Origin of the sequence: Scytonema sp. HK-05 (assembly GCF_963872035.1) — a bacterium.
Classification (GTDB): domain Bacteria; phylum Cyanobacteriota; class Cyanobacteriia; order Cyanobacteriales; family Nostocaceae; genus Kalymmatonema.
Map to the genome: position 1 here is coordinate 141,514 of NZ_CAWMYC010000001.1, position 19,060 is coordinate 160,573.

The window sequence follows — 19,060 nt, forward strand, 5'->3', positions numbered from 1 at the left end:
TATTTTTGTAAGAAGTCTATTAATACCAATTCTCCATGAAAATGTACTTAATATTTATTAAACGAACCGCCAAGACGAGCCAGCGCTGCAGGAGGGTTTCCCGACCTAGGCGACTGGCGTCGCCAAGCACGCGGCTGAGTGAAAGAGTAAGTATTAAGTGCAAGTTTACAGAGAATTGGTATAAGTAAAACTAAACTTGGAAAATGTGGGCAAGGGCAAGAGTGGATGAACAACGGCAAAGTCAGAATTTACGAACTATCAAAGGAATTGAAGTTGGACAACAAAAAGCTATTAGCAATTTGCGACCAACTCAACATTGCAGCTAAAAGTCAGAGCAGCACAATTTCTGAATTCGAGGCAGAACGCATTCGTAAAGCGACAAAGAAACGAGTTGCTAACGTTGCCACCTCTTCCCAAACAAATTCCTTAAATATTAAAACAAACTCCGAAAATTGGGGCTATGTATTAGTAGGTTCGACAATTGATCGATTGATCCGCAATCTTGAAGGTGATGCTGCCCTTGAATCATATCCCGAATTTCGGGAGCGGCGAGAGCGTGCCAACGAGTTAATGTTTGAATGTGTCGGTCGAAAGCCTTGCCTGTTTTATGTTCGTCGCAAGGGGGCTGGAAAAGAGCCAAAACAAGAAATTTGGGAGTTGACAATCGCAACAGACTCGGATGTTCAATTACCCATAAAACTTAAGAAGCTAGGAAAAACGTTAGGATTCATAGCAGCTGTACAACAAAATGGATACGGTGGTTTAAAGATACTGTCGGTTCAGTTCCTACAACTCTCACGGGGACACGCTGATGGCTATGGTGTCCCTTGTCGCTTGTGTTTGCTACCCGACCACGAACATCATCTCGGCATTCCGTCAACGGCATTGGCACGCATGGCAGCCACGCCAGTCTGTGGTGACCATGTACCGACAGAAGATCAGCTTAAAGCTTGGAAAGCGTTTTTGCAGATTGAGGAAAACATTGCTAAGGCACGTCAGTTTTGTGTGCCTTACTTGGCTCATAATTATAGCTCCAGAAGGCGGATCAGTTTTGAAATTGATGTAGCCTCAGCCACCCTTGACGGTTCTCCTGAAAATTCTTTGGGTGTGAAAAACTTCTGGGAACGGGCAAAACGGGCAAGAAACGAAGAACTAAAACTTTTCGAGACTGCACCCACAGGAAAAAACTGGCAGAACAGCCGCCAACTCGGGTCTGTTGAAGAAGTTGACTCCAACCGTTGCATCATACATATAAGGCTAGAACGCGACTTAGCTGAATACATGGCAGCAGGGCGTTATCAGCTGCCAGTCACCGGATTCTTGTGTTTCGAGGCAGTTGGTGACATCAAACAAATTCAGCGCAAGAAAAAAGCTTTAGACGACTTGAATAATGGTTACACCCAAAATCCCTACTTGGGTAACTTCTTATTCGATGCTTCCCAAGCAAGACCGATTCAAAAAACTGTTCAACTTCGACCAGAAGATATGTTATTATCTTCCGCTAATCCTGGTCAGAAAGCAGCAGTGGAAACGGTACTTGCAGCCGAGGATCTTGTTCTGATTCAAGGTCCGCCAGGGACAGGTAAAACGACTGTGATTGCGGAGATTTGCTATCAAGTTGCTCTTCGGGGTGAACGCACTCTCATTGCCTCTCAAGCAAATTTAGCAGTTGATAATGCCCTGAGTCGATTAGTTCACAATCCAGTGATTCGGGCTGTACGAAAGGGACGAGCCGAGAAAGTTGGGGAAGAAGGACAGCCATTTTTAGAAGACCAAGTGATTGGCACATGGCTACAAAATACCGCGACTGATTGCGAAAACAATCTCACCCAACGCCTTGAAAATGTAAAGATTTTGCGTCAATTGTTGACATCATCACAACGATTCACAGCATACGTAAAAGCAGAAGAAGAATTTTATCAGACACAAAATGAATTCAACAATACCAAAGCAAGCTTAGAGGCAAACTGTAAAAATCAAGAAACAGCCTACAAGAAAACTGAAGCACAGAAAAATGAGGTTGAATTCCTAATAGCAAGGTTGGAGGAACTGCTAAACGCTGCACCGAACGTAAACTGGGAAGACCCAGAAGTAACAGATTTTTTGCCACTTCTTAAACCCTACACAGAAGGTAACAGTACAGTAGAAAACTTTTTGGCAGATGTTCGTACAGCCATCAAATATACTGATGAACTTGGTTTTGTTCGCCCTCAACGTGGCGCATTTGGCTTGGCGGTTTGGTTGCGTGAAACTGTAGCAGATGTATCTGAATTTAAAACAGCATTAAGTTCTGCTCAAGAGGCAACTGTAGCCATGTCGGAGGTTGCGGCGTCGGTGCAGGTATTTAGACAGAATTCTACTTATTTAAATCAGCTACAAACAGATTATCAGCAATTTCTTACCAAGCAGCAAAACTTACAACAAACAATTCGGAGTTGGGAAAACCGCAAACGGGAAATAGATTATATTATCACAGCAGTTAAGGAATGGAAGTCTACAGCATATTCTCTTCTGTATCATGTATTAAATGATTGTCACAAATCTGGGCAACCATTAACAGAGAATTTAGCGGACTTACCACTAGGTTTGTTGATGTTTGCTAAGACATTCAAATTAGAAATTGTGCCGAAAGGTTACACACTTAAGCTACCAGAGTGGGAGTTATTAGCAAAGGCGATCGCCTATGAAATAGACGGCGGTTTTATTGACCGACGAGGTAAACAGTATAATTTTAGTTATTTTTTACAGCAAAGTTTCAGCAAAACTCCAATGGTGCTGTCAACAAGCGATTGTACCCAATGGCAAGAAATTTACCAACAGTTTAATAACTATCAACAACTCAAACCTAGTCAGCGAAAATTGCTGGTTGAAAATACACAGTTTTTTCTGATGAGAATGCAACAGAAGTATGGTGCATCATGGGACTTGAATAACATTGAGTCTACTCTCACGCGGATTACACAAGAATTACTCGATAGCATCCTGAAAAATGCACGTCAATGCGTTTTACAAGTCAAAACCGAAACCGAACAACAGCTTCAAAGTTTACAAAAACAACTTAAGGAACTTCAAAAAAATGGAATTACCCAAGAGCAAATATCTGCCAATCAATCTCAGGTAGAAAGAGTAAGACAAGATGGTAGTTTGAAACTTGCACGAGTTATCAGTATTCTGCAAGAACTTACCCAACAGCACAACTTACCCGCTCAATTACGCATTCTAGCGGAACAATATCTTGCCAAGCAATCAAATATTTGGGAACAGCCCCAAGAATTCTCTAAGCAAGTGCATTCTTGGGCAAATTGCATAAATCAGCTTGAAACCTTAATTTCATCATTAGAACCTTTTGCTGTACTGGAAATTATCAAAAAATCTCTGCATAAGCATCTCTCACGGCTAAAAGAAGAAAACACAATTTCTCTACAGCTACTTGAAGAATTAGAAATAAAACTACGTGAATCACAGCAAAAAATACAACCACAGCTATCAGAAAATTTAAAATCAGAGCGAAACTGGTGGCAGATAGCATGGCAAGCAATACCTGATAAATTTAAGCTTGAAATTCCTGCTACAGACTTGTTTAATATAAACTATTTACGCACCGTAAAAAGCCAGTTTGAATATTGGCAAAAGCAACTCCAAAATGAAGAAACTTATCTCAATAGATATCAGAAGTTTGTCCAAGATTGGATTGAAAAATTACGCAACCCCTCAGAGGGCGATCGCAACGATTTGAGGCGAATTTATCTAGATAACGCCAACGTCGTCGGTATCACCTGTGTTCAAGCAGCAAATCGAGAATTTTCTGAAGAATTCAAAAACTTTGATGTCGTCATCATTGATGAGGTGAGTAAGTGTACTCCACCAGAATTACTCATCCCAGCTTTGAAAGGCAAAAAGTTAGTCATGGTTGGCGACCATCGACAATTACCACCCATGCTTGATACTAGCACTTTAGAAGAAGTTGCTCAAGAAATTAGTAGTACACGAGAAGAACTGCAATTCTTAGAAGAATCACTTTTCAAAAGTCAGTTTGAAGCTGCTGATGAAAGCATCAAACAGATGCTCACTACACAGTATCGAATGCACCCCTTTATCATGGGGGCAATCAATCAGTTTTATGACGGTAAACTAGAATGTGGAATTTTACAACCTGACACGAAACGCGCACATAATTTGGCAGGTAAAATCATTCAAAAAGACCACCATATTGTCTGGGTAAAAATGCCAGCAGAAAATGAGTTTCAAGAGCAACGTGAAGGAACTTCATTCTTTAATCTTCAAGAAATTGATGCTATTGAACGTCTTTGTCAGCAGATGGAGAGTGCTTGGGCTACTAGAGTTGCTAATGGTGAACCTAAAAAAGAAATCGCCGTAATTACATTTTATGGCGCTCAACTCAGAAAAATTGATGAGCGCCTTCAATCGGAACTTTATCCTTCTTTACAAATTCGTACTGGAACAGTTGACCGATTTCAAGGTATGGAAAGACCTGTTGTAATTGTTAGTATGGTTCGTAACAATAGTAAGGGAGATGTGGGTTTTGCCAAGAAGTCAGAAAGGGTGAACGTTGCTTTTTCCCGCGCGCAAGAACTACTAATAATTGTGGGATGTCACGATTTATTTACCCGTCAAACAGGCAAAATCGGAAGTATGTATTCAGAGGTTTCCAACATTGTACATCGTCATGGAGGTTTAGTTGATGTTTCTCGCGTCTTCTGCTAAACCTATTGATAATAATCTCAGAGATTTGGTAAATGAAATTGAAGCACAAAGCCCTGGTTTATCGGTTTTAGCAGCGCGTCAATTCCGCTATAGTTTGTGTCAAACTCATGTAGAAGTTACTATCAGGGAATCCCGCCAGTTCAATGTACTTGAAGAGTTTATAATCCGGGCTGGTGTTGAATTGGACTCTCCGCCAACAGCAGATGAATTAGCATCTATACTGGGGCTTGATCCTGTATTCGTCCGAAGTACTATTGCGACTCTTCAGAAGTTACAAACTCTCGAAGTGAGATCACCAATTACAGTCACTCCTGAAGGGCGTTTATTCTATGAGAAAGGAACTGTACCACAGCCCCCATACTCTGAAAAAATTTATGCTGTTGTAGATCCCTTGGGCGAAAAGCTTACCTTTGCCTCTGAACCATTTAATGATGCACTGGTGATTTTGCCTAATTTGGCAGACTTTGTCACCATTGATAATACAATTACTGATATTTCTTCCTTATCGCTTGAAGAATTACAACAAAGTATTCAGGCTTCAGGTTTAGCACTTCATGTACCAGAAGATGGAAAAATCGTCATTTCCTGTAAGGTAATAGCTCCCACCAAAAAAAAATGGGAAACTATATCGCTTTTCCTTGTCTTTGATGCACTTGAAGAGAAGTTGAACATCCAACTTAGAAAGGGAAAGCAAATTTTAAAGTCGGAACCAAACTGGCTGGAATCACTCCAAGCTGAAGGGAAAGTCTCTTTGCAAGCATTGTGCGAATTGTTAGACGAAACAATCACTTTTGAGCGCAAAGCAACTTTGAATCAGAAAAACACAGAAATTGAAGCCAGACTGGAAAAGATTCAGCAAAAGGCGCTGGAAACTGCAAGACTTGCGAGTGCAGAACAAAAAAAAATCAACTTGTCACGTACAGTTGTACAGTTACGCGATGGGCAAATTCCTCAAGCTTTCTCAGAAGTTTTAAATTCGGCACAGCATCAGATTCTTATTTATTCTCCTTGGGTAAATCAGGCAATTGTAGACGAAGAATTTCTTCACTCGCTGCAAAAATTGGTGAATCGTGGAGTTTGGATTTTGATTGGACATGGAATTGCCCAGCAACAAGAAGATGAAGAAAAACCAATACCAGCACAAGTGGAGGAAAAACTTCGAGGACTGAAAACGCCTGATGGCTTGCCAGCTATACAGGTTTTTTGGTTAGGAAATTCCCATGTCAAAGAAGTCATAGTTGATGGGAAAATTCATCTTTGTGGAGTTCATAATTGGCTGTCTTATGGCGGCGATTATTTACCACGAGGCGAATCGGTTTATAAAGTCACAATTCCTCATCAAGTCCAAGAAGCTTATGAATTTCTCGCCAATCGCTTCAAAAACCATGCTGGAAAATTGTGGGAACATGCTATACAAAATCGCGATACTCAACTAGCTGTACAGCCTTTGTGTGTGTGGGGTGCGCTGGGTATGGAAGAAATGGCACTCACAACCATACAGCAAAATAACTGGCTAGAACTTATTCCGGTGTGGCTGAATGTCGTATGTCACGGGCTAAAATCGCAAAAGCTATCAGCTGATTCAGCAAGTTTTAGAACTGCACTTTCTTTGCTGGATGAGGTATCCACAGAAGCGGCTTTTATTGAATCATTACGGCAAGGATGGCGTAGAGTTATGGGCGCGATCGCCACTAACAATCCTCAGCAAGCTTTAAACTTACTCAGTGATGAAGTGTGGGTACAGTTTCTGCGTCTCGCCATTGCCCAACCAACTCTCAACACGCCTGAGCTATTTATAGCAGCACAGACTCCATCTCAAAATATGCCAAAACAGCCTCAAAAGCGCAGAGGAAAAATCCCTTAATAAGCTAAATTTTTTCAAATTCTTGTGGACTGGGCATCTTGCCCGCCCAAATCATGCAAGTTAAATGCGGAACAGCTTATCAAAAGCTATATTCTAATTTAAGTCAAAAGTCAACACTCAAGAGTCAAAAAATTTTCTCCCTATTACTGCACATCCATACTCCCCTTGTCAACTGTTAATTAACTCTAACGTCACAAGCAGAATTTCGTCGCCTTCGATACAATCTATAAAGTAAGGAGAGCCGAGGAGAACAGACTGGTGCTATTGAAAGGCTTTGAAATTGAGATGTACACTGGCACCCCTAGTGGTGATATCGTCGGACTCTCCGACAAGATTGTTACGTCTTTGGATGGATTTGTCTGGGAGCCAGATAACCGAAACGTAGAATACACAACTGCACCAGAGCGAAATTACGACCAGCTTTTATGTGCCTTGTTGCGTCCTCGGCTGAAATTGCGAAACTTTATTCAGCAATTGGGCGATTACACGCTGATTCCAGGAAGCACTCTCTCGTTAGGTGGGAGCGATCGCTTTTTTCGCTCTGACCCCACAAACCCTTATCATACCTATATTGAGCAAACATACGGCACAAAAGTCGTAACAGCCAGCGTTCACATCAACGTCGGTATCAGCGATCCAGAACTTTTAATGCGGGCGTGCCGGCTGATCAGGGTAGAAGCACCTTTGTTCCTTGCCTTGAGTGCTTCGTCTCCCTTCCTAAATGGCAAAGCGACTGGGCATCATTCCACGCGCTGGAGTGTTTTTCCACAAACGCCTTCTCAAGTCCCGTTATTTGAAAGTCACGCCCACCACATTGATTGGGTGGAAAACCAGCTGGCGGCTGGAACTATGCAAAATGTTCGTCATCTTTGGGTATCAGTGCGCCCAAATGGCGATCGCCGTCCCTATGACTTAAATCGCTTAGAACTGCGAATTTGCGATTTAGTCATAGATCCAATTGCCTTACTGGCGATAACAGCTTTATTAGAGGCACGTATTCAGCAACTTATCGATAATCCTGATCTCGATCCGTTAACTCAAAGTACCTTCTCTCCAAATCAACTCGTCTCCCTCACCTATGCCAACGAAGCCGCTGCTGCAACTTCGAGTCTCGATGCTCAACTCAGGCATTGGCAAGATGGCAGAAGCATTTTAGCAAGAGATTGGATTGCCGAAATGTATCAAGAAGTTTGGGCGATCGCCAAGCAGCACGGCTTCGCTTGTTTCCTTTCACCACTGCAAAAAATCCTCCGCGAAGGCAATGAAGCTCAAGGGTGGCTGCAACTGCACGCACTCGGTTTGAGTGCAAGACACGTTCTCACTCAAGCGATTAGTGCAACACGAGAACGCGAAATCGAACTCGAAGATAAATTGTGTTCCCTCGTTGCTTAATCTGAACATGATCCATTGCCACTTAGCAACAACACATATTGTCCGAAGTGCAAGTCTTGTGTGATGCAAGTATACAGAATTTAAAAAATCGTGATATATCTCAGGGTATTTCTCATAATCTCTGAGATATATCATGTCTGTTTTAAATTTCTAATCAATGGCTTGAGGTGATGCATATTAAGAAAAACTATAAATGACCTCAGCCCTAAGATAGATTTGGAAAATTCCATACATTGCTTAATTCAACAAATTTATTCCAGAGCAAATGCCGCAGGTAGTTTTAGTTAACCCGCTCATTCCCCCCAATACAGGTAATATTGCTCGCACTTGTGCTGCCACAAGTACTGAATTACATTTGGTAGGACCTTTGGGCTTTGAAATTAGCGATCGCTACCTCAAAAGAGCCGGCTTAGATTACTGGCCCTATGTGAAGCTGCACTATTACGAATCTTTGGAAGCTTTTAAGTTGATACATCAGGCACGTGGCGGAAGATGGTTAGGTTTTAGTGTCAAAGGCACTTGCAAGCACGTAGATTTTCAGTTTCAACCTGATGACTGGTTGCTATTTGGTAGTGAAACGACTGGCTTGCCACCTGAGGTTATATCAGCTTGTGATGCTACGCTTTACATTCCCATGAGCGAACCGAATGTTCGTAGCTTAAATCTTTCTGTGAGTGTGGCAGTAGGTCTGTTTGAAGCTCGCCGTCAATTGGGGTATTGAGAGTCATCATTAAGAGTGTAGGAGCAAGCAGCCTTGCTCTGGTACAAAATATCTTACAGCCTTTTTTTTGTACATCTACTGAGATGAAAAATAAAAATGCTAACCTGATAATTGCGGTTGTTCCAAAAAAAATTTTGTCGTTTTCTCAGGATTACGGATTTATCTTATACACTATTTATGATAGCTTTCGCTAAATGTAGGGAGAATTACTGAAGACTAGAAATAGGGTTATATAAGAAATTTGTATAGAAAATAGGAACAACAGCCAAAATTGAATGATAAATTTTCGTAAATTTGAGTTTTCTGTTAATCGGGGAACAAAAACGTTCTGAGTCAGTCAAATCAGGAGTTTAAGCTATTTGGAACCCAGGTGTCATTTTAATCTCGGCTAGAAGAAACTGCGAGTTAACACGGTTGTTTTTTGGGGAATAATCAACGTAAAGTCTCGTGTGAGTAAGACGGATGGGGTAGAAAAAGTTTGAAGAGATCTACAGCAGGGTGTAGTCCTATTCGCTCTTAAAGTGCATCTGATCGCTGAAAGCAAGACTTGACTTGGCAAAAGTGTGATTGTCAGTCAGGGCTGCTAAAGCGACCAAGGCGCAAATTGTAAAGAAGAAAACTTATATGGTGTAAGAGCCTTAAGGTGTGAGGTGTGAACAGAACAAGTCAACACGTAAATTTAATTTTTAAGAATTGAATGATGTGAACTTGTCTAAATCAGAGAACCAGGTTAATCTTGCCTATGTATCTCTGATATGTGTGATCTTGATCTATTGTTGATAGTGATCTAAATCATTGACTAGTATCAGACTGAGAATTTGAGGTCAGTTAAGCGCTAGTGATCATAGGAGGTCGTCTTTGAAACGAGCATTGAAGAAGAAAGTGAAAGCTGAGTTGGACAATACCCTAGGCGATGATGCTCCGGTGGAACACATAGACGTGGTTAATCCAAGGGTTAACCAATGCCGGGTGCCAACAACAGCCGCGATGATTGGCTTGGCAATATCAATGGGAGCAACCAGCCTTTTGGTGACTCGACAAAGCGATCAAGCCGCAGCAGCAGAAGCGTTAGGTAATCAAAATACAGCCTCAACGGTTCCTGCTTCTGATGCCGAGGTGAAATATGCTTCCACAAAGAAACTGAAGCCGTCAGCCGTCTCATCAGTGAGTGTGCCTGAAAGTCCAGCTGTAGTTGAACCAACAGCAATTTCACAGGTACCGGGGCTGAGAGCTAAATGGCAAGCCGTGGCAAGCAGAATGTCTGTGCCAGCCTCTGCACCAGTGGTAGTTCCAAGTTCGCCCAAAGGAGCAGAGGAACAAAGCATTGCCTGGGAAAAAACCAACTTGCAACAGTCCAAAAAGCTAGGAGTACAAACACTCTCTCAAGCTGATGGTATCGGTGGTGTGCAAAGCGTGTCCTCGGTGTCTGCTCAACCAAAAACAGCAGAAGCAAACAACACACTGGAGCCAGAAGTCAATGCTCAATTGAAAGCGCAACAAGAATATGCGCTCAACAGATTACAAGAAAAATCGAACAGTTTAAGAAAGAGTCTGGCTGATTGGCAATCTAAGGAAACCAAAGATTTATCACAACAAGCAGTGACTAGGTTCGCACAGCCAATGACAGTGGCTGAGCAAATGCAAAAGACAAGCACAAGTATCACTGCTAGTCAGCAGTTAAATACGAACAGCGATGTCAGCACAACAAAACTCGTGTCGAAGTTGAAGCAAAGGTTGGAGGCACAGGTGTCACCAGCACCAATGCCAACAGCCGCACCAGCAACAGCCGCAGTTGTTGCGCCAAAGACTACACAAACGGCAACTGCGATAACACACGAAGTTAAGCCTGGAGAAACACTAGCGGCGATCGCCAACCATTACGGAATTTCACTTTCAGAACTCCTCAAGGCGAATAATCTCAGCAATCCCTATCAGGTGCGAATCAGTCAAAAACTGTTTATTCCCCTGACTGACAACCGCAGTACTACCCAGCAAACTGTCGCGCTCAATAAGAGTGCTGTTGTCTCGAGTGGTACTACCATTAGCGAAACAGGTGCAAACTCAGTCATTCCTAACAACAGCAGTGTTACTGTCCCAACACCAGTACTTACGGACAAACAGTTTCAAACCTACATTGAATCAACTACTGCTAACTTAGCAGAAAATACTATTACAACCCAAACAACCTCTGGTGCTGTCACATCTTATGGTGCTAATGGTGTTGGTGGTGATACCCCAGTGCCAAAAGTTTTTACAGAAATTCAATTAGCAAAAAGACCAACAGCTACGACAGCAAAACAGGTAAAAAATAGTCCACGTCTGCGTAGCTTACAAGCGGAAATTGAGAAATTGCGGGAGAAATACCGCTCTCAACAGGCTGGCAACGTCGTCGTGCCAGAGGGATCACAAAGCAATGATGCCTCGGTAACGGTTCCCGTTTCCAATCAAAACGATGTTGCCGTGCCAATTTCTGTGCCCAAACCAAATGACACAGCAGTGCAGATGCCTGTGACTAGACCGAACAATGCTGTTATACAAATACCCGTTCCTAGACCGATAGCACCCAACTATAGTAACAAACCAGGTAAGCCTACATACCGTGCTAGAAGACCTGCAAACGAACCAATTAATCCAGAACTGCTACCACCTAATCAAACAGTAGCAGCGCCTTCGATGGGAGGTGACGCGTCGCGTTCACTCGGTTCTTTGCAGGGATCAACGGTTTCTCCACAGTTACCGCCTTTAGCAGCGGTGGATAGATACCTGCCTAGAGTCATTGACGAAAATACACCTCCCCCCTCCACCTCGTCCACAGGTTATATTTGGCCTGCGAAGGGTACCCTCACCTCTGGTTATGGTTGGCGCTGGGGAAGAATGCACAAAGGAATTGACATTGCTAACTCGGTCGGTACCCCGATTTATGCAGCAGCCGACGGTATCGTAGAAAAGGCAGGCTGGAACAATGGTGGCTATGGCAACCTTGTGGATATCCGCCATGCTGATGGTAGCATCACTCGCTATGGTCACAATAGCAAGCTTTTGGTGCAGCCTGGTCAACAGGTACAGCAAGGTCAAACAATTGCTTTAATGGGTAGCACTGGCTTTAGCACTGGTCCGCACAGCCACTTTGAAGTTCATCCATCTGGCAAAGACGCAGTCAACCCCATAGCCTTCCTGCCAGCACGTATCTAGTTAGTGGCTATCTGTCACTCAATGATTGCTTATTCTTTGGAGGCATATTAACTAGCTAGTATGCATGCTAATCATTTCTAACAAAGGTTACAATTTACTCATGGTTTCAATGCCAATTTAAATAACAAATGTCGGGAGAAATGCCCTTTTAATAAACCAACCTCTGTAAATACAGTTGGTTAGTGTGTTAAAAAAATAACAAACATTTGTTGTTTAGGTCGTAAAGCATGACAAAGAAGCACCCCCCAAGAGTCCCCCCGCAGGCGGGGGGAAGCAATAAAAATCCTGTTCCTGCCCCTAATCCCCAGAGGGGGCCCCGAGTTCCCCGTAAACGGGGAGGGTTAGGGTGGGGTTCTAGGGACTTATGCAATCTTACTCCATGAGCTTTTGCTCACAAGGAACAATGAAAATGATGGTGGAACGATTTTGCGTGGTTTCAGCCTCTATTTTCAAGGCAGGTTTACTGAATTCTGAATTCTTGTTTTTGACTTTTGACTCTTGAAAGTTGAGTTTTGACTTCAAAATTCTTGTATGCTATATTAGGAAAATGAAAAATATTTGGCTCAGTAGCTCAGTAGGTTAGAGCACGGGACTCATAAGCCTGGGGTCGTTGGTTCGAATCCGACCTGAGCCACCTAATTAAAGAAAAATGAAGAAAGAAAAAAGAAGAGTGAAGAGATAGTTTTTTCTTCGTTCTTCTTTTTTGATTATTTTATTTTGACGTGGCGAATCACCTCGGCAACAGACCAAGCTTGAGCTATAGCCCCTCTGGGTGTATGGGGTTGATCACCATCAAAAATTTCGGAAATAGAGCCAATACAGGCATCCGATAGAAAGTGTTCTAGTAGGGGTTGCCAATCAAAGGGCAATGGTTGTTCAGGGTAAAAACGTTCCCAAGCGCGGATGAAAGGACCAATCAACCAACTCCAGACTGTGCCTTGGTGGTAAGCGCGATCGCGTTTCTCAGAGTTACCGTTATATTTGCCAATATATTCTGGATCTGTTGGAGCGAGACTGCGAAGACCAAAGGGAGTAAGCAAGGAAGAACGAGCTACGTCAAGAACACTTTGCCCTTGCTGTTGAGAGAACGCACAATGTGACAGCGAAAGTGCCAAAACTGCATTTGGACGAATCTGAGAGTTTCGACGGTCGTCTGGTTCAATCGTGTCGTACAAGTAGCCCAGTTGAGGATTCCAGTACTGTTGCATAGAGGCTTTCACTTGTTGTGCTAGCTGGGTGTAGCGCAGAGCCTGCTTAGCAAGACGCGCTGGATCAGCAACTGCTTCCTGTTCGCTCAAAATTTCTGCCCATCGACTTGCCCAACATAAAGCGGAATACCACAAAGCGTTAATTTCGACTGGCTTACCACGACGGGGAGTCACAGGCTGCCCGTCTACTACCGCATCCATCCAGGTAAGAGCTACACCAGGAGCATACCAACCAACTAGCCCATCGGTAGCATCAACCTGTATATTGTAGCGCGTGCCCCCAAGAAAAGCTTTGTAGATTTGCTGCACCACTGGATATTGCTCTGCCAAAAACTGCCAGTCTTGGGTGGCTTCCAAGTAAAGCCCTAAAGTTTCAAACCACCACAGCGCTGCATCAATACTGTTATAAAACGGTTCGCCACCAATGTCAGGAAATGCATTGGGAATTAAACCATGACGACAGTAACGCCCGAAGGTTTGTAGCAGTCCTTTCGCCAAGTCATAACGCTGCGGGATCAGCGCCAACCCTGGTAAGGCAATCAAGGTATCGCGCCCCCAGTCATTAAACCAGTGATATCCAGCAATCACAGTGGGACCAGCAATAGAAGCACGATAAACAACAAACTGATCCGCTGCTTGCAGTAGTCGTCGCCAGAGGGGAGATGAGGGAGATGGGGGAGATGAGGGAGATGAGGGAGATGAGGGAGATGAGGGAGATGGGGGAGATGAGGAGAGTGTAGACTCTAATTCCCCTCTGCCCTCCAGAACCTCTGCCCCTGTCCGCACTTCCTCTTCTCCCCACCCAAAAACCTGAGACAGTCGCTCTTGCTCTGCTTCTACAACTTCTACAAAGGTTTCACAAGTTAGGGGAGTTTGCTGTTCGCTAGGAAAACCCATCCGCGCTTCCAGAGTCACTGCATCTCCTGGAGACAGGGTGACTGTTATGTAACCAGGGCTATACAGGTCTTCGCGATCGCCCAACCCCCGCAGAGTTTCTTCTCTTAATCCGTAATTCCAGTACCAAACCGTGTCTGGTTGATACTCTCCTTGCGTCCAGCGCAAGTGCCAAGGTGTTCCAAAGTTGTGAGAACTTCTTGATTGCAAGCAAACTTGCTGTTGTCCTACCAATTGCGAGAACTGTAATTCTGGAATGACCTTTTGTTGATGATGAAAGTCGCGATCGCCTATGAGCAATCGCAGCCTCAAGGTAGCTGCATCTGTACCTTCATAGCGATACTGAACCAAAATCCGATGACAGAAAGAAGACGCGGAGAACGGGGGAACCCCCTTGTCCACGGGCACTTTCCTCAACGGGACGGCAGTTGCTATCTCCTTCGGAGACGCTGCGCGAACAACGGGGGGAACCCCCGCAACGCACTGCCTCGGGAACCCCCGCACGGAAGTGTCCTCTCCTTGTCCTTCCTCCACCAACCCATACGGCATTACCAAAAGCCGAGTCAATTGCCACTCATCCTCCCCCCAAATCCATTTTGGAACTGGGTTAATATCAAAAGAGCGCAGCAGTTGATAACCTTTTGGCTCTATCTGTCCACTACCCCAGAAATTTGTCCCTAGCGCCATCACGCGATCGCTTAATTCTAGGCTAGCTTCTAGGTGCGAAAGCAGCAGAGTACGTCCAGAAGGCGGACTCGTTGCGGCAAACAACCAGCCGTGGTAGGTGCGAGTGCGGGCATCAGAAACTGTACCACTGGCAAAACTTCCTAAGCCATTGGTTAGTAACCATTCTCTTGTATCTAAATCCACCATTTGCTACTCAAAATCGTTATGAGTATGATATAGTCGTAACAGATCGTCATTAAACTGTGAGTCCAGCCCTGCAGGCAGTGAGACCAGTGCGAATGACGGCTTTCCCGACAGCAGGCAACTGGCTCTCCCGTTGGGTTTCCCACGCCCAGGGGACTGGCTCTCCCGTTGGGTGAAGACGAGGACGGGTGAGATTTACCTGACCCGAACTCCAACAATACTAGACAGATATAAGTTGAAGGAGAATTAGGTTAATGCCTCTCACTTACTCAGCAGAAGGATGCCTCCGTGTAGGTCAACAGGCTCCTGAATTTACAGCAACGGCTGTGGTAGATCAGGAATTTAAAACAATTAAACTTTCCGATTATCGGGGCAAGTATGTCGTACTGTTTTTCTATCCTCTAGACTTTACCTTTGTTTGTCCCACTGAAATCACAGCCTTTAGCGATCGCCACGAAGAATTTAAAAATATTAACACTGAAATCCTCGGTGTTTCCGTTGACAGTGAGTTTTCTCACTTAGCATGGATTCAATCAGATCGCAAGTCTGGTGGGGTGGGCGACCTTAACTACCCCTTAGTTTCCGACATCAAGAAAGAGATCAGCGCAGCTTACAACGTGCTTGATCCAGCAGCTGGCGTTGCCTTGCGCGGTCTGTTCCTCATTGACAAAGAGGGTGTCATACAGCACGCCACCATCAACAACCTAGCTTTTGGTCGCAACGTTGATGAAACCCTACGAACTTTGCAAGCCATTCAATACGTTCAGTCCCATCCGGACGAAGTTTGTCCTGCTGGCTGGCAACCAGGCGACCAGACAATGGTTCCCGATCCCGTGAAGTCCAAAGTTTACTTCGCTGCTGTTTAGGTTTTACAAAGGTAATAGGTTCGTAGTAGCGCTTAAGCGCTACTACAAACTCCCCCAAGCTTAGCCACAGATAAACACAAATAAATCAAATTCGTAATTGATAATTCGTCATCTATCTCGAGTTATAAATTACTACTAATTTGGTTATTTTCCGTGTTTATCTGTGTTTTTTTATATAAGGATTGAATAATAGCAGGGATAAACAGATGGTCACTTCAATTGCTTCTAGCGGCTTATTTAATAAACGATTCTTCCGCAACTTTTTACCAATACCAGCATCAAATATATTGCAACTGGGACACACAACATCAGATTTTCAACTGCCAGATATCACCAACGGAACCGTCGTAAAATTATCTGATTATAGAGGCAAGAAACCAGTGTTACTTGCCTTTACTCGTATCTTCACAGAAAAGAATTATTGCCCCTTTTGCTATCCTCACATCAAATCCTTAAATGAAAACTACGAGCAATTTCAAAATCGCGGTATAGAAGTTTTGATGATGACGAGTACCGACGAACGCCAGAGTCAAATCGTTGTCAAAGATTTGAGCTTAAAAATGCCGTTGCTGAGTGACCCAAGCTGCCGAGTGTTTCGTACTTATCAAGTAGGGCAAGCATTAGGAGCGCCTTTGCCAGCACAGTTTGTGTTAGATAAACAGGGGAAACTTCGCTACAAACATTTATTTTCCTTCCTTGACCATAATGCTGGGGTGGAGAAGTTACTAGAGCAATTCAAGTGAACAACTACGAGGTTTCAAGGGTTTCCGCTCCTGCAATGGCACTTTGTGCCCACCCCTTTGGGACGATTGCAAGGGAGCGCACCTGGAGGAGGCGATCGCAATTCGCGCTCCAGAGCAGTTATAATCACGAATCTATTTGGTGTGTGTGGGATTCAGCATCAGGAACAAACCCCGTCTGTTTGAGCAGCAGCCGTAGTTTTGCGTGATCAAGTTTCGTGTCCTTCTTGTTATTTCCCCACATATCAGAAAAGAAGTCTTGCATCAGCGCAATGATGCTGCGGTATTTGACGATGCTAGCAACATAGAACTCATCTAACTTCATGACCCCATCAGCATGTATCTGCTCGATGTTGTCGAGTAATATAGACCGCAGTTGATAAGGCTGTAAGCCTTCTTTTATGCCATATTTTTCCATTATCCTGCGTTTATCGTTCTCCGAACATGAATCATACGACGGTCGAATAAGGTGCCCAAGATTCCGCAGGACTTCTCCGTAGTCGTAAAATGTGTTCTGCTTAAAGAAAGACTCTTCATCTTTCGTCAACGTAAAACTCTTGTCAAGTACCAAACCAAAATCGGTCAAATATATCTGCTCGCCGTCGGTGAGGACGTTCTGAAAATGCGCATCGAAGTGGATGATTCCCTTCGTCCTCAAAAAGTCAATCGTCGTGCGTAAGTCATCCAGGGGTTTCTGAAGTTTGTTGGGGTTTTCCCGCAGCCATGTTTCCAGAACATACGGTATATGCTCGATAAACAGAACCAACTCATAGTTGGCGTGAGCTCTATCTACCACATAATTCCCGGCGTTCGCACTATTACCCCAGTACTCCACATAATCTTTTAGACGCGACCTATCCACATCCGTCCGCCGCCCAGAGAACGGAATAATCCGATAATGGTACATTAGTGGAAAGGTGGCGATCGCCCCCTCCAATACCCAGTTGGTGGTCTTGATATGGGTTACGAGTTCACGGAAGACCCCAAAACCAGTGGAACCGAAGCCGTAATTACAGTAAGTCGGCAGGTCATAGAGATTTCTGGTGGAAAACAGGTTGTCATATTCGATGTTCGTAACTGGAACACGTTTCACAAAGACCTTGGATTGCCCAAGGACGATGGCGTGATTTATCCCCCAACCCGTGCTTGACTCATTCGACTCACTATTGTTAAACAGAGAATGCAATTGTGCATTATCCAACTGAGCGATTTGTGAACTGAGCTTGAAGTATTTCTTTCTTCTAAGTTCTATATGATTCTTACCCATTTTCCCCCGTCCAGCCACAGCATGAGAAACCGCATAACTAGGTAGGATACGAGCAGTAGAGTATGGACATCAAGGCGTTAGTATGACACGGCACCGATTGAGGCGGATCAATGGCGTAGTTGAACCACACCTCCGGCTAAACATTTGGCATGCTCCCAGGAAAAACGTATTTATCTGCGTCCATCTGCGGTTTAAAAGACTCTTAAACCAGATTTTTGCCAAAAATTTAACAACTCATAAATAATAATTTAGAGACGCGTTAGGGCGCGTCTCTACAACTAACAAATCTGAATGCAAAATCCTTAAAGCTTCACCTGCTGCAAATGGCTGCGGGGATTAAAGGTACGCGCTGCGCGGATTTTTTCATAGTATTCGCGCTCCTGTGGACTCAGGTCTTTTGGTGGTACAATTGCAACCTTCGCCAACAAGTCACCCCGTCCAGTGCGAGGTTGGGGCCAGCCTTTGCCACGTAAGCGCAGGGATTGACCAGAACGCACTCCCACAGGAAGCTTCACAGTAACTGCACCATCGGGTGTGGGTACTTCAACTGAGGCTCCTAAAACCGCTTCGTCAGGCGTAATTGGTATTTCGCATACCAAGTTCTCGCCCTCAAACTGGAAGAAAGAGTGTGGTTGAAGTTCGACTTTTAGATATAAATCGCCACGTTGCTGGGTAAAAGGGCTGACTGGTCCTTTGCCTCTTACGCGCAGACGACTGCCAGGTTTGGCACCTGCGGGGATGCGAACATCTATGACCTCGTTGCCTAGATTCAGGTGCTTTTGTACACCATGAAATGCTTCGGAAAAAGTTAGGGCGATCGCAGCTTCGCTATCTTGAGTAGCGCCAGCAGTACCTACATCTTGAAAACCAAAATCATTAAAGTTGTTAAAACCACCAGGTGCACCAGTGGTAGTCCGGTAATAACTCTGCCGCCCACCGCGTGGGCTAGCGCCTCCAAAGCGCCCTAATAACTCGTTGATAAATTCATCAAAACTACCATACTGGCTGAAGTCAAAACCGCCCATATCAACACCGACACCAGATGGAAAGCCACCTTCAGCTGCTTGTTTCCAATATTGACCAAATTGGTCGTACTTTTTGCGTTTGTCGGCGTCTGATAAAACTTCGTATGCTTCGTTAATTTCCTTGAAGCGTGCCTCAGCTTGTTTGTTGCCTGGGTTAACATCAGGGTGATATTTTCGGGCTAATTTGCGAAAGGCTTGTTTAACTTCTTCTGGACTGGCAGTCTTACTAACGCCCAAAGTTGCGTAATAATCCTTGAAGTCAGTTGCAGCCATCTACCAGCCTCCTCTAAAAATTT

The 19,060-nt window shown here is 44.2% G+C and carries 10 protein-coding genes and 1 tRNA gene; 8 read left to right on the top strand and 3 right to left on the bottom strand.

The genetic code is table 11. The features are described from left to right. Positions 1-225 precede the first annotated feature (225 nt). The 6 genes from AACT52_RS00605 (at position 226) to AACT52_RS00630 (ending at position 12,528) form a co-directional block, all read left to right on the top strand. A complete protein-coding gene (locus AACT52_RS00605; RefSeq protein ID WP_073626227.1) occupies positions 226-4,725 on the top strand; it encodes a translation initiation factor IF-2 N-terminal domain-containing protein in 4,500 nt (1,499 codons plus the stop codon). After that, positions 4,703-6,589, top strand: coding sequence for a hypothetical protein (locus AACT52_RS00610; protein ID WP_073626229.1), 1,887 nt, complete (start codon positions 4,703-4,705; stop codon positions 6,587-6,589). The genes AACT52_RS00605 and AACT52_RS00610 overlap by 23 nt, the downstream gene beginning before the upstream one ends. A 255-nt stretch (positions 6,590-6,844) precedes the next feature. Next, complete coding sequence (gene gshA, locus AACT52_RS00615) at positions 6,845-7,981, top strand: glutamate--cysteine ligase (protein ID WP_158054473.1); 1,137 nt, start codon at positions 6,845-6,847, stop codon at positions 7,979-7,981. Positions 7,982-8,246: 265 nt separating this feature from the next. Continuing rightward, entirely contained in the window at positions 8,247-8,702 is a 456-nt protein-coding gene (locus tag AACT52_RS00620; RefSeq protein WP_073626233.1) for a tRNA (cytidine(34)-2'-O)-methyltransferase, read from the top strand. 858 nt (positions 8,703-9,560) lie between these two features. Further along, positions 9,561-11,894 (top strand): peptidoglycan DD-metalloendopeptidase family protein, encoded by a 2,334-nt coding sequence (locus AACT52_RS00625; RefSeq protein ID WP_073626235.1) that lies wholly within the window; start codon positions 9,561-9,563, stop codon positions 11,892-11,894. Between the two features lie 560 nt (positions 11,895-12,454). Then, positions 12,455-12,528 (top strand) — tRNA-Met (locus AACT52_RS00630). Between the two features lie 73 nt (positions 12,529-12,601). Here AACT52_RS00630 and AACT52_RS00635 read toward each other — a convergent pair. Then, positions 12,602-14,869, bottom strand: coding sequence for an amylo-alpha-1,6-glucosidase (locus tag AACT52_RS00635; protein WP_073626237.1), 2,268 nt, complete (start codon positions 14,867-14,869; stop codon positions 12,602-12,604). A 251-nt stretch (positions 14,870-15,120) separates the two neighbouring features. On the opposite strand from AACT52_RS00635, the gene AACT52_RS00640 reads away from it, so the two are divergent. Both AACT52_RS00640 and AACT52_RS00645 read left to right on the top strand, forming a co-directional pair. Beyond that, a complete protein-coding gene (locus AACT52_RS00640) occupies positions 15,121-15,732 on the top strand; it encodes a peroxiredoxin (RefSeq protein WP_073626239.1) in 612 nt (203 codons plus the stop codon). Positions 15,733-15,938: 206 nt separating this feature from the next. Next, entirely contained in the window at positions 15,939-16,475 is a 537-nt protein-coding gene (locus AACT52_RS00645; protein WP_073626241.1) for a peroxiredoxin family protein, read from the top strand. Positions 16,476-16,599: 124 nt separating this feature from the next. Here AACT52_RS00645 and AACT52_RS00650 read toward each other — a convergent pair whose 3' ends face one another. Together AACT52_RS00650 and AACT52_RS00655 are read right to left on the bottom strand one after the other, a co-directional pair. Beyond that, entirely contained in the window at positions 16,600-17,739 is a 1,140-nt protein-coding gene (locus AACT52_RS00650) for a hypothetical protein (RefSeq protein ID WP_073626242.1), read from the bottom strand. Between the two features lie 302 nt (positions 17,740-18,041). Further along, entirely contained in the window at positions 18,042-19,037 is a 996-nt protein-coding gene (locus tag AACT52_RS00655; RefSeq protein ID WP_073626245.1) for a DnaJ C-terminal domain-containing protein, read from the bottom strand. Positions 19,038-19,060 lie beyond the last annotated feature (23 nt).

Bases quoted from the DNA above. Each gene is read 5' to 3' on its own strand.
- AACT52_RS00605 (WP_073626227.1), top strand. From the start codon at position 226: ATGAACAACGGCAAAGTCAGAATTTACGAACTATCAAAGGAATTGAAG.
- AACT52_RS00610 (WP_073626229.1), top strand. From the start codon at position 4,703: ATGTTTCTCGCGTCTTCTGCTAAACCTATTGATAATAATCTCAGAGAT.
- AACT52_RS00620 (WP_073626233.1), top strand. From the start codon at position 8,247: ATGCCGCAGGTAGTTTTAGTTAACCCGCTCATTCCCCCCAATACAGGT.
- AACT52_RS00635 (WP_073626237.1), bottom strand. From the start codon at position 14,869: ATGGTGGATTTAGATACAAGAGAATGGTTACTAACCAATGGCTTAGGA.
- AACT52_RS00640 (WP_073626239.1), top strand. From the start codon at position 15,121: ATGCCTCTCACTTACTCAGCAGAAGGATGCCTCCGTGTAGGTCAACAG.
- AACT52_RS00645 (WP_073626241.1), top strand. From the start codon at position 15,939: ATGGTCACTTCAATTGCTTCTAGCGGCTTATTTAATAAACGATTCTTC.
- AACT52_RS00650 (WP_073626242.1), bottom strand. From the start codon at position 17,739: ATGGGTAAGAATCATATAGAACTTAGAAGAAAGAAATACTTCAAGCTC.
- AACT52_RS00655 (WP_073626245.1), bottom strand. From the start codon at position 19,037: ATGGCTGCAACTGACTTCAAGGATTATTACGCAACTTTGGGCGTTAGT.